Raw genomic sequence first — 15,168 nt, forward strand, 5'->3', positions numbered from 1 at the left:
TAGCTTAAGGCCCATAGCCCAAAGCGCAAAGCTGGGGGGCAGCCGGGCCGCCAGAATGCTAAATATCCGGTAGATCCAGGTCGGGGATGCGGCTAAAGGCAATGCGGGTCACGGCGCTTTGCTCGGTGCGGTGCATGCCGGCAAAGTAGAGGGCCTGGGGGCCGTATTTGCCGTTGGCCTGGTCCATGGCACGAGCTAGCCGTACCAACTTCTGGTCGGACTCAAACAGCGGCCAGCTCAGCTCGAGCTCGGGAATCAGGTGGCCCAGGACAATACCCACCTTGAAGGGGGAGCCCTCGGGTTTTTGCTGCCAGAGCTGCAGGCTAACCCGCAGGAGGCTCAGGGTGTCCTGGCTGGGCTGGATGCGGCTATGGGCCTCCCAGCTGCGCTTTTCGGCGCCTTCCAGAAAGCGCACAAACAGGGCTACAGAACCCGCCCAGTAGCCTTCGTGGCGCAGGCGGGCTGCCGCACGATGCACCAGCCGGGTGAGCACCGCGCGGGCCCCGGCCTCGCTACGAAATACCGGGGGCAGCACGTGCGAGTGGCTCAGGCTGCGCCGCCGGGTAGGGGCTTCGGGCAGGTCGGCCCCGCGCAGGCGATGCCACCAGCTAAAGCCGTGAATCTGACTGCCCCAGACCCGCGCCAGCTGCTGCACAGAAAGCCGGTAGAGCTGCTCCACGCTGGTTACACCGTGCTTGAACAGGCGCTGCTCCATGTTGGGGCCAATGCCCGGCAGATCGCGCAGGTGCAGCGAATAGAGCCGATGGGGCAGGTCGGAGAGCTGCAGCAGGGTCAGGCCGTCGGGTTTGTGCATCTCGGCGGCCACCTTAGCCAGAAACCGGTTGGGCCCCAGCCCCACCGAACAGCGAAGTTGATCCCCGACGTGCCGGTAGATGGCCTCTTTGACCTGTTCCCCTAGCTTTCGGGCGTGAGCAGGCTCTTTTTCCCGGCCCATCAGCTTGCAGACCATCTCGTCAATCGAGAGCACCGCCTCCACTGGCAGTACCGTATCTACTGCCCGCAGAATCTGGTGATGAATGCGGATGTACTCCTTGGGGCGGGCCTCGACGACTTCTAGCTTGGGGCACAACAGCCGGGCATCCTGTACCTGTGTCCCGGTCTTGATGCCGTAGCGCTTGGCCTCGTAGCTGGCGGCGATGCAGCAGGTGGTCTCGGCCAGCATGGGCACCACCGCCACGGGCTTGCCGCGCAGCTCGGGCCGGAGCTGTTGCTCCACCGAGGCAAAATAGGAATTCATGTCCAGGAACAAGTAGTTGATGCCCATGCGAGCCTCCGGGATGGGGGATTATGCTCACCGAACCGATCCAGTTAGTATGTATACTACATAATACATTTATTGCATTTTTGCAAGAGCCAACTATCCGGACACCTACTGCGACCTGCTGGTGTGGGAGAGTTGGGGGGTTTGAGCAATGCTCAGGGGGCTCAGTCCAGGGGGTCTTTGGCGGTCTCTTTGGTATCGGGGACAAACCCCGCAAACACAAATACTTCGTCCCCTTGGTCGCTCAGGTGCAGTTCGGCCAGCCCCTTGCGGACCATCTCGCGCAGGTGGGTGCGGGCCTGTTCGATTTCCAGCTGGCAGTGCAGCACCACCTCGGCCAGGGTGACCCGGCCCTGCATCTGCTTGGCCAGGGCCAGGATGCGTTGTTCGGATGATGTGGCTAGGTTACGAGGGTTCTTAGCGCTGGCCAGGCGATAACCCAGCGCCCCCACAATGGCAAAAAACACCGCTATGCCCGCCAGAACCCCAGGCCCCTCTTCGCCTGTGTTGCCCGAAACCAGGTCGCTGATGGCAGCTACCACAAAAAACCCGCTCATTGCCACGATGAACCATCCCAAAAAGGTTCGCATCTAGTCACAGTATAGGCATGGGCAACATGGGCTGTGGTGCAAAAAGAAAGAGCCCCCAGAGGAGGGCCCTTTTTTCCGTAGAGAGCGCGATCAGAAGTTTAGCTTAAAGCCTGCCCGGGCTCCCAGGCCAACGTTGCCGCCGCTCTCGAAGCGGGGATTGCCTTCCACGAAGAGGCCCAGGGGGCCAAACAGGTTGAGGTCGAGCCCCACCGCGGCGGTGCCGTAGATGGGGTTGGCCAGGGCCGGCAGGAAGCGGGCCCCCACACCCACATAGGGGCTAATCAACCCACTGCCGAAGTGGCGCATCAGGTAGGCCTCGAGGCCCAGGGCATTGGTGCTGAGGTTGTAGTCCAGGCCGGCCCGCAGGCCAAAGCCCAGGAACACCTCGCGTACGCCCACCATCCCGCTGATGTTCAGGTTGCTGCTGTCGAAGATGCCACCAGCCGGCTGAGGGATGATGCCCAGGGCAGCGCCCGCGCCAAAGTAGAGGTTGCGAGTCGGAGGCGCCACGGGTGCCACCGGTCGTACTTCAGGTTGGGGCTGCGGTTGCGGTTGAGGCTGGGGTTGGGGCGCGGGCTGTTGGGCCTGCTGGCGCAGCTCGTTGACCTGGCCTTGCAAGGTGGTGACCTGGTTGCTCAGGGCGCGCACCTGCTCTTCCAGGGCGGCTACGCGGGCGGCATCGGGACGGTTGCGAATCTGTTCCTCCAAAGTGGCGATGCGGCGCTCGAGGGCCACTGCATCCTGCGGGGCGGTAGGGGCGGCGGGGGCCTGGCTCAGGCGCTGAATCTGCTGCTCCAAGACCGCAATACGGGCCTGGAGTTCGGCTGGGGTGGGCCCCGCCGGTTGGGCCGGGGCCTGAGCCAGTCGCTGGATCTGCTGTTCGAGGGCCGCCAGGCGCTCCTGCAGGGCGGCTACGCGCTGGCTGGTCTCGATGGCCTGCCTGACCTCGGCCTCGAGCGCGGCCAGCTTACCGGCCTGATCCTGGCTGGTGCGCTCGAGGGCAGCAAAGCGTTGCTGAAGTTGTTGAAGCTCGGGGGCTACCTCCTGTGCCCCCCGCTCAACGGCCAGACGGCACTCGGGGCGGGCGTTCTCGAGGCGGTTGGTCTGGTAGAGTCGGAAGAAAATCAGGGCGGCCTGGTAGCGGGTCAGGTTCTGGTTGCCCCGGAAGGTGGCATCGGGGAAACCCTCGATCAGGCCGCACTGCACCGCAAACTCCACGGCCTGGCGGGCCCAGTGCCCAGCCGGAATATCCCGAAACTGGGTCTGGGCGCTGGCAAATACTCCAAAAAATGTAGCCAGCACAAAACTGATAATGGCTAAACGGCTTTTTAGCATACAAACCTCCTTCTGGGCTTTTGAAGCCAAGGGTGCTTGGCTCCGTTTCCTACGCTACGCAGCCAAGGTGAGGGCTTGCGCTGGCTGCGCTATAACTGAAATTGGGAACCCTATCACCCATTTCATGATTGGGGCGGCGGATGCAGGTGAAAAATTTGCTGGGGCCGCCTTCCTGCACCGCGCACAACAACGACTCCCTGTGTGCGGCTCCGTTCATGAAGGCAAAATGATGAAAATTCGACGTATACTTACGTTTAGTATGCGTATAATTGCTGTGTTGCCCTGGCTAATTGCCCTGGTGCTGGCCCAGGCTGGCCCCACCTATACGGTGCAGCGCGGCGACACCCTGTACTCGATTGCCAAGCGCCACGATACCACCGTGGAAATTTTGATGCGGCTCAATGGCCTGAACGACGCCACCCTGAGCGTGGGGCAGGTGCTCCAGTTGCCACCCCAGACGGTACAGCACACTGTCCAGCGCGGCGATACACTTTTTTCTATTGCCCGGCGCTATGGCTCCACGGTGCAGGCCATCCAGCAAGAAAACAACCTCGAGGGCACCACCCTTTCGCTTGGACAGGTGCTGCGGATTCCCCAGGTGGGCGTGGTTACTCCCAGCAACCCACCGGCTGCACCTCTCAATCCGTCCCCTACCAACCCCAATCCCGCCCCACCCGCGGGCGCTTCGGCCAATCTGGTTAACTCGACCCCGCTTCCCAGTCCCACCCCACCCCAGCCTGCACCCGAGCCCGCTCCGCCACCCCAGCCCAGCCAACCCCTCGACACCGACTACGACCCCACCCACCCCCTGATTCTGGTGGTGCTCAAATACCTGGGCCTGCCCTATGTGTTTGGGGCCAACTCCGACCGCGCGGTGGACTGCTCGGCTTTTGTGCAGCAGGTCTTTGCCGAGGTGGGTATCAAGCTGCCCCGTACCAGCCGCGAGCAATGGGCCGCCTTCAGCACCGTACAAGGGGCCATGCGCCAGGGCGATCTGGTGTTTTTTAGCTTTGGGGGCCGCCAGATTGACCACGTGGGCATCTACCTGGGCCGCGGCGTGTTTGCCCACGCCAACAGCTACGGCAGCCGGGTGGTGATCGAAAGCCTGGACAGCCCCTTCTACAAGCGGGTCTACCGGGGGGCCAAGCGGGTGGAGGCCCTGTCGGCCCAGCAACCCTGAGGGCATCTGGGCTCTGGCCCCTCATACCAACCCTACCTGAAGCTTTCTGGTTGGTGCAGGTCAAAACCGTCCGGATATAAGAGCAGCGTTTCGGGTAGGGATCCCAGCAAAAAGTACGAATCTAAGACACTTCTTATCAGGCAGGGTTTGCATGGCACAAGGCCCAGGGCCAACAGAGTTAAATAAACCCTATCAAATAATCTGAGTAGAAAAATCCTAAAAATAAAAACTGGACAAGCGCTGGACGCTGCTCATTAGACTGCAATAAAGGTCATATGAGCTGGGAGCGTGCCCACCATAAAAAGTCGCTGCGTTTGCTGGAAGCTCGAGACCTGCTGGCAGCCAGACCCTACACGGCCCAGGAGCTAGGCGATGCGCTAGGGGTAAGTAAGCGGACGGCCTTGCGCTTGCTGGAGGATCTGCAAGCCATCCAGGTAGACAAAGAGGGGCGCTCGCCCCGGTATCAGCTTCTGCAAAGCCAGGAGCTAAGCCCCATAGAAGCCCTGATTACGCATAGCGCTTTGCGGATGCTCTACCACCACACCCCCGGCTATGAGCCCACCTACCTATCGGCCCTCAAAAAACTGGCCCTGCGGCTGCCCTCCCCCGCCCAGGAACTGGCGCTCAAAAGCACCGAAGACCTCGAGCGTCGCACCCTCCAGCAGCGGGATGAGGGATTGGCTATGGCAATGGTGGCCGAGGCCTGGTTTAAACGCCAGTTAATCGAGTTCGACTACCTTAAGCCGGGCGGCTCGGGCAGGCCGCGCAAAAGCGTACTCGAGGTCTACTTCCTGGAGATTTCCCGTACCAATCTGGGTATGTATGTGGTGGGTTATGAGCGCAACTACCGTAAGGCCCTGCGTACCTACAAGCTGAGCCGAATGCGCCGGGTCAGGATCATTGGTGAGCCTGGCGCCTACACCATCCCCCAGGACTTCGACCCCCGCCAATACCTCTCCAATGCCTGGGGGGTGATCGGGAGCAGCGGCGGTTCGCCGGTGGAAGTCCGGCTGCGAATCCGCCCCGAGGCTGCTTACCGCATTCTGGAGGGCGGCTACCCCAACCTGCGCATTGCCTCGAGGCTCCCAGATGGGGGTCTCGAGGTTTGTATTACTGTGGGAACCAACAACGACAACTTCCCGCTCGAGCTGCTCTCGTGGGTGCAAAGCTGGGGGTCGCGCATTGAGGTTCTGGAGCCAGCCAACCTGCGGCAGCGGTGGCTTTCGGAGGCACAGGAGGTGGCAGCGCTGGCTAAAAAGGACGAGCTGGAAGACCATAACGATTCGTGACAGGATTTGTCGCGCTGAGGTGGGAGGCTATGAACATGGGTTTATCGGACAGGGCAAAAGCGCTATGGGCGAAAAGTGACCGAGAGAAGAACGACGGTTCCTGGCATCCGCTTATCGCTCATCTGCTCGATGTGGCTGCCAGCGCCGAGGTGATCCTGGAGCGCGAACCCCCCAAGACGCTCGAGCTATACGCTGCGGACTTGCAGCTCGACAGCCAGCAGGCCAAAGCCTGGATTTGTGCCCTGGCGGGGCTACACGACCTGGGCAAGGCCAGCCCGGCCTTCCAGCAGAAGTGGGATGTGGGCAAAGAGCGGGTGTGGAAAAGTGGCCTTTCTTGGACAAACAATCCCACACCCCCACCGGACGACGTTTCGCACAGCCTCATCAGTGAGGCGGTGCTGCCCAATCTCCTAGTGGAGCGAGGCTGGAAGCGTAGGGCTGCTGAGAACGTCGCGGCGGCGGTGGGCGCGCACCACGGCTTCCGGGCTACGAGGAACGACCTGGATGAAGCTTCGACCGAAAAAGAGAAAGGCAATGCGGATTGGGACAGCGTGCGCAGCGAGCTTTTCAATGCCGTGCTCAAGGTACTCCGGGTAGGGGAGGCCCCTAAGGTTTGCATCTATAAAGGCGCCGCCTTCGAGCGACTGGCGGGCCTCACCAGCTTCGCCGACTGGATCGGCTCGAGCCTCGACTTCCACCCACTTGACGACGACCTGGGTAGGTATTACCGGCAGGCCAGAGTGCGAGCGGCGCAGAGGCTCGACAGCATCGGTTGGTTCGAGCGGGAAGCCCTGATGCCCGAGATGCAAAGCCTGGAAGCGGTGTTTGCTTACCTGGGCAAACCCGGCCAGCCGTTCAAAGCCCGCCCGCTGCAGGCTGCTCTCGAGCGCATGTTGGATCATGTGAGCGCTCCCGCCTTGTTCCTGATCGAGGCTCCAATGGGCGAAGGCAAGACCGAGGCCGCATTCTATGCCCATCTGCGCCTTCAGGCGGCCAACGGTCATCGGGGGATGTACGTGGCCCTGCCCACCCAGGCCACCGGCAACCTGATGTTTGAGCGAACCAAGGAGTTTCTGGGCCTCTACGGGGCGTCCCGCAAGCTCGACCTGCAACTTCTGCACGGGGCCAGCGAGCTGGTGGAGGCTTACCAGAAGATACTTGTGCGCCCCAACACGCCTGAAGGGGGAGAGGAAGGGGTAGAGGCCCAGGTCTGGTTCTCCCACCGCAAGCGCGGTCTGCTCTCGGAGTACGCCGTGGGCACGGTAGATCAGGCCCTCTTGGGCATCCTGCCCACCAAGCACCAGTTTGTGCGGCTGTGGGGCCTGGGCAACCGGGTGGTGGTGTTGGACGAGGTGCACGCCTACGACACCTACACCGGCAGCCTGATCGAGACCCTGGTGCGCTGGCTTTGGGCTTTGGACTCGTCGGTTGTGCTGATGAGCGCAACGCTGCCAAAGGCCAAGCGGGAGGCTTTGCTAAAGGCGTTCGGCGCAGGGGAGATACCCGCAGCAGAAGATAAGCCCTACCCGCGCATCACCCGCGTCGTGAAGGGCAACGCTAAACCTGTCGTGGAAACCTTTGAGGCGAGGAAACAGCCTACTCTGGTGCTAGAGGCCTTGCCGCTTGACCTCGAGGACATCGCTAATAAAGCGCTCGAGCAGGCCAAAGAGGGTGGTTGCGTGGCCTGCATCGTCAACACCGTACAGCGGGCGCAGGACTTATACCTGAAACTGGTAGGCAACTCTGATGGCGTGGAGGTCTGCTTGTTCCACGCCCGCTTCCCGCTCGAGGATCGCTTGCGGCTCGAGCGCTGGGTCAAGGTCAAGTTTGGCAAGCATAGCGCCCTGGGTCGACGCAGACCGCACAGGGCTATCCTGGTTGCTACCCAGGTGGTGGAGCAATCCCTCGACCTCGACTTCGATGTCATGTTCACCGACCTGGCCCCGGTGGATCTGGTGCTGCAACGCGCTGGGCGGTTGCACCGTCACCAGCGTGACCCCAGGCAGCGCCACGCCCACACCACGCCCGTGCTGTGGGTGGCGGGCCTAGAGTGCGAAGGGGTGCCCGATTTCGGCTCTGCCGAGCAGATTTACGAGCGCTACGTCCTGCTGCGAAGCTGGCTGGCCCTGAAAAACCGTGGCCAGATTGAGCTTCCGGACGACATTGATCGTCTGGTACAGGAGGTCTACAGCGACCCTGCGCCCCAGGGGCTTTCGCACGAATGGCTCGAGGCTCTAAAGCAGGCCTGCAACCGCATGCACCGGCGGGACTCCAGGGATCTGGACGAGGCGGCCTACGCCCCCTTCGGCCTGCCCGACGAGACCAACTGGCTCGACCCCCAGGAGTTCCCCAAGCTGCCCGACGACGAACCCAACCCCGACGACGACCCCAGCCCCACCAAAACCCGCAAAGGCCGCCCCAGCGCCACGGTGGTGCTGCTCCACAGGGTCAACGGTCAGCTCTGCCTAGACGCCGCGGGCCAGCATCCGGTCAAACTGGACAGCAAGCTCGAGCTGGCCGAGGGCAAGCGCATCTTCGCCCGCTCGGTCAAGCTCAGCCGCCACGAACTGGTGCAAGGCGACTTCGAGGCGCTGAAGGCCCACCGGAAGGCCCAGGGCCTCTCTGCCCAGCTCTGGAGCGAAACCCCGCTGCTGGCCCACGCTCATCCGGTGGTGCTCGAGGGGGGCAGGGCCGTACTGGGGGGACTTGAACTCGAGCTGCACCCTGCGCTTGGAGTGATTTACAGGAGTCAATAGTAGGAGGTATGTCTTGCCCACGTTCAATCTAATAACCCAACCCTGGATTCCCGCGCGACAGCAGGGTGCGCTGAGACTCGTCAGCCTCGAGCAAGCCCTGCTCGAAGCCCGCCGGTTCGAGCGCATCGAAGACCCCAGCCCATTGGTGACGGTGGCCCTGCACCGCTTGCTCCTGGCGATCCTGCACCGGGCGCTGGAGGGCCCGGGCGATGCTTATGAGGCGGCAGAATGGTTCAAAAACGGCTTTGACCAGGGGAAGATCCGCGCTTATCTGGTCAGGTACCACGACCGTTTCGACCTGTTCCACCCCGAGCGGCCCTTCTACCAGGTGCCCGACTTCACCCTCGAGCGCTCCAGCCGCTCCTGGACGGTGCTGGCCCCCGAACTCAACTCCGACAACAACAAGGTGCTCTTCGACCACACCATCACCTCGCGGCCTCGCCCACTCCAGCCGGATGAGGCCGCCCGCCTACTGGTGGCCAACCAGACCTTTGCCCTTTCTGCGGGCAAAAGCGTGCTGTGCCACACCGCCACCGCACCGGTCGCCACCGCGGCCCTGGCCCTGATGCTGGGCGAAAACCTTCACCAGACGCTGTGCCTGAACTTGGTTGCCTATCAAAAGCACGAACTCGAGCGCGACTTCGCTACCTGGGAAAAAGAGCCCCTGCGGGTTGCCGACCTGGCGGACTGCGAGCGGGCAAAGGCCAGCGCCAAGGGCATCGTTCACCGCTACACCTGGCTCTCGCGCGCGGTTCGCTTCGAGCCCGAAGAAGAAAGCGGTCAGACAGTTGTGCGCTGGATCGCCTACGCCTCGGGGGTTCGCTACGAGGAGAGCCAGGTTCGCCGCGACCCGATGGTGGCGGTTCGCCCTGATCCCAAAGACCCCACCAAGGAGCGTCCCCTCGGTTTCAGCGAAGGTAGGGCCTTGTGGCGGGACTTCGCCGCCCTGCTGCCCAAGCCCGGCTCGGCCCAGGGTCTGGAGGTGGCTAACCATGCCTGCAACGTTTACGACAAGCTGCACTGCCATTTCGAGAAGCGGGGTATCCCCGTGATGGTGGCGGGGCAGGCCAACGATCAGGCCAAGATCGAACTCTGGCGTGGCGAGACGTACCGCCTGCCTGAGGCCATTTTGGGCAAAGCCGATCTACACGTTTTCGTCAAAAAGTGCCTGGATCAGGCCGAAGAGATGGGAAAGGCCTTGAATGGGGCCGCTCGAGCCCTGGCCACCGAACTCCTGACCATGGGGGATCGGCAGCCTCATAAAGACGACGTGAGCAGGCTGGTTCAGAGCTTTCCTCACCAGGCGGCTTACTGGTCGGCGCTCGAAGGCCAGTTCGCCGACTGGATACTGCGGCTCGGCCCCGATTTCCTAGAGCAGCAGGCCCGGCTCGAGCAAGACTGGCAGCAAACCCTCAAACGCGAAGCCCTGCGGGCCTGGGAACTCACCGCTCTGGTCGCTGGAAATGACGCCCGGGCGCTAAGAGCCATTTACAAGAGCGAGGGCATTTTGCTCTCCCGTTTCTACCGAAAGGAGGCAGTGGGTGCAAAAGGAAATTAGTAGAGAACAGGCTTTTGTGCAGTACCTGCGAAAGCACAGTGAGTCCGCCGACCTGGCGCGGATGCGCCGTGCCCTAGCTGATCCGGGAGCGGAGGTGATCCCGTTGGTCGAGGGATTCTTGGCGCGTATTCAGGACGATTACGAGGCTCGCTGGGAGCGGATTTGTTACTACCTGGTGGCGGGGTTGTGGGCGAGCGCGGTGTCCTCGTCGGAGCTGGAGCGCTTTCGCCGGCAGCCCGAGGAAGAACCTGAAGTGAGCCAGGGCGACCAAAGCAACGTGAACAAAGGCTACCGTCGCACACTGGGCCACGCCATCGCCCAGCTTTACCTCGCCCGTGGCCAGTCCAAAAGCATCGAGCAGCGCTTCGTCGCCTTGCTTGATGCCGATGAGGAACAGCTCCCATACCGGATGCGCCAGATGGTGCGGCTGCTCAAGAGCGAGGAAGGCATCCCCATCTACTGGTCGGAACTCTTGCGTGACCTGCTGGCTTGGGACTACGAGCACAGGCCGGTGCAGCAGAAGTGGGCCAGGGCTTTTTACCGCACTGTGGCAAAAGAAACCCAAGGAGGAGAAGAATGAACACCGAAAGCCAAGAAAAATCCACCCCCACCCCCAGGAAGCCGCTTCTCTTTTTGGCCGTATTGGCTGGATTGTTACTGCTGCTGGCTTACGCCTGGTTTTCGCCCTACCTGACGCTTAGGGGCATCCAGCAGTCCATCCAGCGCAACGACCCTTCGGCGCTCGAGCGCTACATTGATTTTCCCCGTGTGCGTGAAAGCCTCAAGGCTGACCTAAACCGCATGTTGGTAGAGCAGGCCAGACAAGACCAGACCGGATTTGGGGCGCTGGGTCTGCTGTTTGTGGCCCCGCTGATAGATCAGTTGGTAAGCGTGCTAGTCACCCCCGAAGGCCTGGCCAGCATCGGCACCGGCCAGGAGCCGCAGAAGGGCGACCTCGAGGCGGTTCGTGACTGGCGCCTCAAGCGAGAGGGATTTTCCCGAGCTTTGCTGCATCCCAAAGATAACCCTAGCGAGGGGCTCCTGATGGAACGACGGGGCCTGAACTGGAAAGTTGTACGGCTACAGGTCAACACCCTGCCCAAATAGGAGAAAACATGAAACACCTGCTCGAGATCCACATCCTGCAAAACTTCGCCCCCAGCAACCTCAACCGCGACGATACCGGTTCTCCCAAGGACGCCATTTTTGGCGGGGTGCGCCGCGGACGCATCAGCAGCCAGTGCCTCAAGCGGGCTGCACGGGAGTACGTGCGCAACCATCCCAACGGCCTGCCCCAGGAGGTGCTGGCTTTGCGCACCAAGCGGCTGGTGCAGGTCTTGGTAGATCAGCTCGAGGCCAAGGGCAGGAACAAGGAGGAAGCCCGCCGGAAGGTGGAGCAGGCCCTGGGCGGTATGGGCCTAAAGGTCGTTGATGAGGACAAAACCCAGTACCTGCTGTTTTTGGGCAAACAGGAGATAGCCAAAATCGCTGATCTCATCCACCAGCACTGGGATGGCCTGGTGGCCCCCCAGGCTGAGGAAGAGGGAGCCAAAAAGAAAGCCAAAGACGCCAAGAAAGCCGCCAAGGAGGCTGTCTCCGTCGAAATCAAAAAGGCTCTGGGCAGCGTGCTGGATGGCGGCAAGGCCTTGGACGTGGCCCTGTTCGGGCGCATGCTGGCCGACCTTCCCGAGAAGAACCAGGATGCCGCCTGCCAGGTGGCCCACGCCATCTCCACCCACGCGGTGGAGCGCGAGTTCGATTTTTACACCGCGGTGGACGACCTTAAGCCCGACGATAACTCGGGAGCCGACATGATCGGCACGGTGGAGTTCAACTCAGCTTGCTTTTACCGTTATGTCGCCATAGACCTCGAGAAGCTCCGCGAGAACCTCCAGGGCGACACCGGGCTGATGCTCAAGGGCCTCGAGGCCTTCCTGAAAGCAACCGTCAAGGCCAAACCCAGCGGCAAGCAAAATAGCTTCGCTGCCCACAACGATCCGGAGTACGTTTTGTTCACCGTGCGCCAGGAGGCCGACCCGCGCAACCTGGCTAATGCTTTCGAAAAACCGGTGCGTCCCAACCGTAATCTGTCGCTCACGGCAATGTCTGCGGTCAGGCTCGAGCAGAAGTGGCGCTGGCTCGAGGCCTGCTACGGTGAGGCCGGAAAAACCTTCCGCCTCAATGCCCCAGAGATAGACGAGGCCGACTTTAGGCGCAACGACAAAGACGAAAACCAACGTGTGGGCGAGCCGGTGACGGATCTAAAAACCCTGATTGAAAAAACCCTGGAAGCCGTGCGCGAGCAGATGGGGGTGTGAGATGCCCACCTTGCTGTTGCGCCTGGCAGGCCCCATGCAGTCCTGGGGCACCAAGAGCCGCTTTGACGAGCGGGACACCGACCTCACCCCATCCAAGAGTGGGGTGATCGGCCTGCTGTGCGCCGCGATGGGTATAGATCGCGAAGAGCGCGAGCTGGTGCTGCAACTCGCAGACTTACGGATGGGCGTGCGGATAGATCAGCCGGGGGTGCTGCGCTACGACTACCAGACCGCGCAGAACGTGATCGCCGCCGACGAGTCCAAGATACACCCCACCACCGTCTCGCGGCGTTACTACCTGGCCGATGCGGTCTTCCTGGTGGGGCTGGAGGGAGAGGATCGGGGGCTGCTCGAGCGCGTTCACCAGTCGCTCAAGAATCCAATCTGGCCCATCTTTCTCGGTAGAAAAGGTTATGTGCCAAGTCCGGGTGTATACCTCGAGGACGGCCTGTGCAAGGCGCCTTTGAAAGAAGCGCTGCAATACCGCTACCTCGGGCGGCAGTGGCCAAAGGACGACCAGGGAAAAGACCTCGAGTCGGCCAGATTGCCGGTGCTGCTGGAAAATCGGGGTTCAAGTGAAGGCTCTTTGCGCATGGATCAGCCTCTGGGCTCCTTTGCCGAACGCCGCTTTGGAGCCCGTTTTGTGATTTCTGATGTTGTGGAGGTAAGGCATGTACCTGAGCCGTCTTTTGCTTGACCCCCGCTCCAAACAGGCCCGCACCGACCTGGCCAACCCCTACAAAATGCACGCCACCCTTTGCCGTGCTTTTGCCGAACCCGATCAGACACCGCCGCGCTTTTTGTGGCGGGCGGAGGAGGGAAAAACCCCGACGGTGCTGGTGCAGAGCCTTGAAACGCCGAACTGGGAAAAACTGCTACAGCGCTTCCCCGGCTACTTCGCCCAAGCGCCCCAGTACAAGCCGGTTCCCCTCGAGCACCTCCAGCCCGGTCAGGTGCTGCGCTTTCGCCTGCGGGCCAACCCCACCGTTACCCGCAGGGATCCGCACAACCCCACTAAACGCAAGCGCTACGGCCTCAGGAGCGTAGAAGAGCAGCTCGAGTGGCTTGTGCGGCAGGGCACTAGCGGCGGGTTCAATGTGCTGGGCGCGATGGTGGTTCAAAGCGAGAAGGTCAGGTTCTACAAGCATTCCAAGAACGCCGATGAGTCCGGGCCTTCGGAGGCCTTGCCCATTGTGTTGCAGTCGGTGTTGTACGAGGGGCACCTGAAGATTGCCGACCTTGAGGCCTTCCAGCAAACCCTGGCGGCGGGCCTGGGCCACGCCAAAGCCCTGGGCTTCGGCCTGCTTTCCATTGGCAAGGGATAGCCATGAGGTACGAGACCCGCAACCTGCAAGAGCTGCCCAAGTTCCGCGACGGGCTTTCGTACCTCTACCTGGAGCATGGCCGCCTCGAGCAGCAAGACCAAGCCGTGGCCTGCTATAGCCAGGAAGGCGTGGTCATGATTCCCGCTGCTGCGCTGGGTGTGCTGATGCTGGGCCCGGGCACCTCCATTACCCACGCGGCCATACGCCAGCTTGCCAACAACGGCTGCTCGGTGTTTTGGGTAGGAGAGGAGATGGTGCGCTTTTACGCCAGCGGGATGGGGGAAACCCGCTCCAGCGCCAACCTGATGCGCCAGGTGCGGGCCTGGGCCGACCCAGAAGCCCACCTCGAGGTGGTCAAGCGGCTCTACCGGCTGCGCTTTGCCGAGCCCCTCTCACCCGAACTGACCCTCGAGCAGATTCGAGGCCTGGAAGGGGTGCGGGTGCGCGACACTTACGCCCGCTGGAGCCGCGAAACAGGCGTGGAGTGGAAGGGCCGCAACTACGACCGGGGCAACTGGGCGGCTGCCGATCCCATCAACCGGGCGCTTTCCGCCGGGGCGGCTTGTCTGTATGGCCTGGCCCACGCCGCTATCCTCTCGGCGGGCTACAGCCCGGCCCTGGGTTTCATCCACACCGGCAAGCAGCTTTCGTTTGTTTATGACGTAGCCGACATCTACAAAGCCGAGACCCTTATACCTACTGCTTTTCGGGTGGTGGCCGAGTCGGATTCGGGCGTCGAACGCCGGGTGCGCCACACCTTACGCCAGCAACTCAAGGAAGTGAAGCTCCTGGAGCGCATCGTCTCCGACCTGCATAGCCTCTTCGACGCGCTCGAGACCCCCGACCCCTACGCCGCCGACCCTGCGGCCCCAGGTGAGCTGTGGGACCCCGAGGGCCCGGTTCCGGGCGGGATAAGCTATGGTAGTGATCGTTCTGGAGAAGGTGCCGAAGACCCTGAGGGGTGAGCTTTCACGCTGGATGCTCGAGGTGAGCACGGGCGTGTTTGTGGGCAGCGTTTCGGCACTGGTGCGCGATTTGCTCTGGGAAAAGTGCATTGCCAAGAAAAGCTCGGGCCGCTGCTGCTTGCTCTACCGCACCAACAACGAACAGGGCTTTGCTATTCGAACCCATGGCGATACCACCCGCACCCTGATAGACTTTGATGGCCTGACCCTGGTAGCAGTGAAAAATGCCGAATGGGAGCGTATGCATCACAAGCGAAGCAGAAAAAGCAAACCAGGGGCGAATCTTGACAAAGTAACTCGGGATTCTGACACTTCCGAGGGGTCTAGCAGCTAATTTTGCTGTTAGAATCAAGTGTATTCCCCGCACCCGCGGGGATGAACCGGCACGCAAGGCGGCTACGCCATTTGTTCGTTGGTATTCCCCGCACCCGCGGGGATGAACCGAAACCCTGTCGCAATGGAAGGCCAAGGTCATCGTATTCCCCGCACCCGCGGGGATGAACCGGATTCCTCAACGGCGACCGAAGCCCCTCTACCGTATTCCCCGCACCCGCGGGGATGAACCGCTGC

At 61.9% G+C, this 15,168-nt stretch carries 14 protein-coding genes; 11 read left to right on the plus strand and 3 right to left on the minus strand.

The genetic code is table 11. The features are described from left to right. Positions 1-58 precede the first annotated feature (58 nt). The 3 genes from Q355_RS0111680 to Q355_RS0111690 all read right to left on the minus strand — a co-directional run bounded on the left by Q355_RS0111680 (position 59) and on the right by Q355_RS0111690 (position 3,207). A complete protein-coding gene (locus Q355_RS0111680) occupies positions 59-1,285 on the minus strand; it encodes a DNA polymerase Y family protein (RefSeq protein WP_027877969.1) in 1,227 nt (408 codons plus the stop codon). Between the two features lie 161 nt (positions 1,286-1,446). Next, the gene (locus tag Q355_RS0111685) at positions 1,447-1,872 is read right to left on the minus strand and encodes a hypothetical protein (RefSeq protein ID WP_027877970.1); all 426 of its coding nucleotides are present in this window, start codon (positions 1,870-1,872) and stop codon (positions 1,447-1,449) included. Positions 1,873-1,962: 90 nt separating this feature from the next. Beyond that, positions 1,963-3,207, minus strand: coding sequence for an S-layer homology domain-containing protein (locus Q355_RS0111690; RefSeq protein WP_027877971.1), 1,245 nt, complete (start codon positions 3,205-3,207; stop codon positions 1,963-1,965). Positions 3,208-3,466: 259 nt separating this feature from the next. On the opposite strand from Q355_RS0111690, the gene Q355_RS0111695 reads away from it, so the two are divergent. The 11 genes from Q355_RS0111695 (at position 3,467) to cas2e (ending at position 14,932) form a co-directional block, all read left to right on the plus strand. Then, positions 3,467-4,387: a C40 family peptidase gene (locus Q355_RS0111695; RefSeq protein WP_027877972.1), complete on the plus strand. Its 921-nt coding sequence runs from the start codon at positions 3,467-3,469 to the stop codon at positions 4,385-4,387. 275 nt (positions 4,388-4,662) lie between these two features. Continuing rightward, positions 4,663-5,676 (plus strand): helix-turn-helix transcriptional regulator, encoded by a 1,014-nt coding sequence (locus Q355_RS15820; RefSeq protein ID WP_036259372.1) that lies wholly within the window; start codon positions 4,663-4,665, stop codon positions 5,674-5,676. 29 nt (positions 5,677-5,705) lie between these two features. Next, positions 5,706-8,432: a CRISPR-associated helicase Cas3' gene (cas3, locus tag Q355_RS0111705; protein ID WP_245597565.1), complete on the plus strand. Its 2,727-nt coding sequence runs from the start codon at positions 5,706-5,708 to the stop codon at positions 8,430-8,432. Positions 8,433-8,445: 13 nt separating this feature from the next. After that, a complete protein-coding gene (casA, locus tag Q355_RS0111710) occupies positions 8,446-9,990 on the plus strand; it encodes a type I-E CRISPR-associated protein Cse1/CasA (RefSeq protein ID WP_027877974.1) in 1,545 nt (514 codons plus the stop codon). After that, entirely contained in the window at positions 9,974-10,570 is a 597-nt protein-coding gene (casB, locus tag Q355_RS0111715; RefSeq protein WP_027877975.1) for a type I-E CRISPR-associated protein Cse2/CasB, read from the plus strand. The genes casA and casB overlap by 17 nt, the downstream gene beginning before the upstream one ends. Next, the gene (locus tag Q355_RS0111720) at positions 10,567-11,097 is read left to right on the plus strand and encodes a DUF2939 domain-containing protein (RefSeq protein ID WP_051529408.1); all 531 of its coding nucleotides are present in this window, start codon (positions 10,567-10,569) and stop codon (positions 11,095-11,097) included. Before casB ends, Q355_RS0111720 begins: the two co-directional genes overlap by 4 nt. An 8-nt stretch (positions 11,098-11,105) precedes the next feature. After that, on the plus strand, positions 11,106-12,308 hold the full coding sequence (cas7e, locus tag Q355_RS0111725; protein WP_027877977.1) for a type I-E CRISPR-associated protein Cas7/Cse4/CasC: 1,203 nt from the start codon (positions 11,106-11,108) through the stop codon (positions 12,306-12,308). Between the two features lies 1 nt (position 12,309). Continuing rightward, positions 12,310-13,005, plus strand: coding sequence for a type I-E CRISPR-associated protein Cas5/CasD (gene cas5e / locus Q355_RS0111730; protein WP_027877978.1), 696 nt, complete (start codon positions 12,310-12,312; stop codon positions 13,003-13,005). Continuing rightward, positions 12,980-13,633 carry a type I-E CRISPR-associated protein Cas6/Cse3/CasE gene (gene cas6e / locus Q355_RS0111735; protein WP_027877979.1) on the plus strand — a complete coding sequence of 218 codons (654 nt, stop codon included), beginning with the start codon at positions 12,980-12,982 and terminating at the stop codon, positions 13,631-13,633. Before cas5e ends, cas6e begins: the two co-directional genes overlap by 26 nt. A 2-nt stretch (positions 13,634-13,635) precedes the next feature. Continuing rightward, positions 13,636-14,598, plus strand: coding sequence for a type I-E CRISPR-associated endonuclease Cas1e (gene cas1e / locus Q355_RS0111740; protein ID WP_024050677.1), 963 nt, complete (start codon positions 13,636-13,638; stop codon positions 14,596-14,598). Beyond that, positions 14,552-14,932, plus strand: a complete 381-nt coding sequence (gene cas2e, locus Q355_RS0111745; protein WP_027877980.1) for a type I-E CRISPR-associated endoribonuclease Cas2e — start codon at positions 14,552-14,554, stop codon at positions 14,930-14,932. Before cas1e ends, cas2e begins: the two co-directional genes overlap by 47 nt. Positions 14,933-15,168: the final 236 nt, after the last annotated feature.

It is taken from the genome of Meiothermus cerbereus DSM 11376 (assembly GCF_000620065.1).
Classification (GTDB): Bacteria; Deinococcota; Deinococci; order Deinococcales; family Thermaceae; genus Meiothermus; species Meiothermus cerbereus.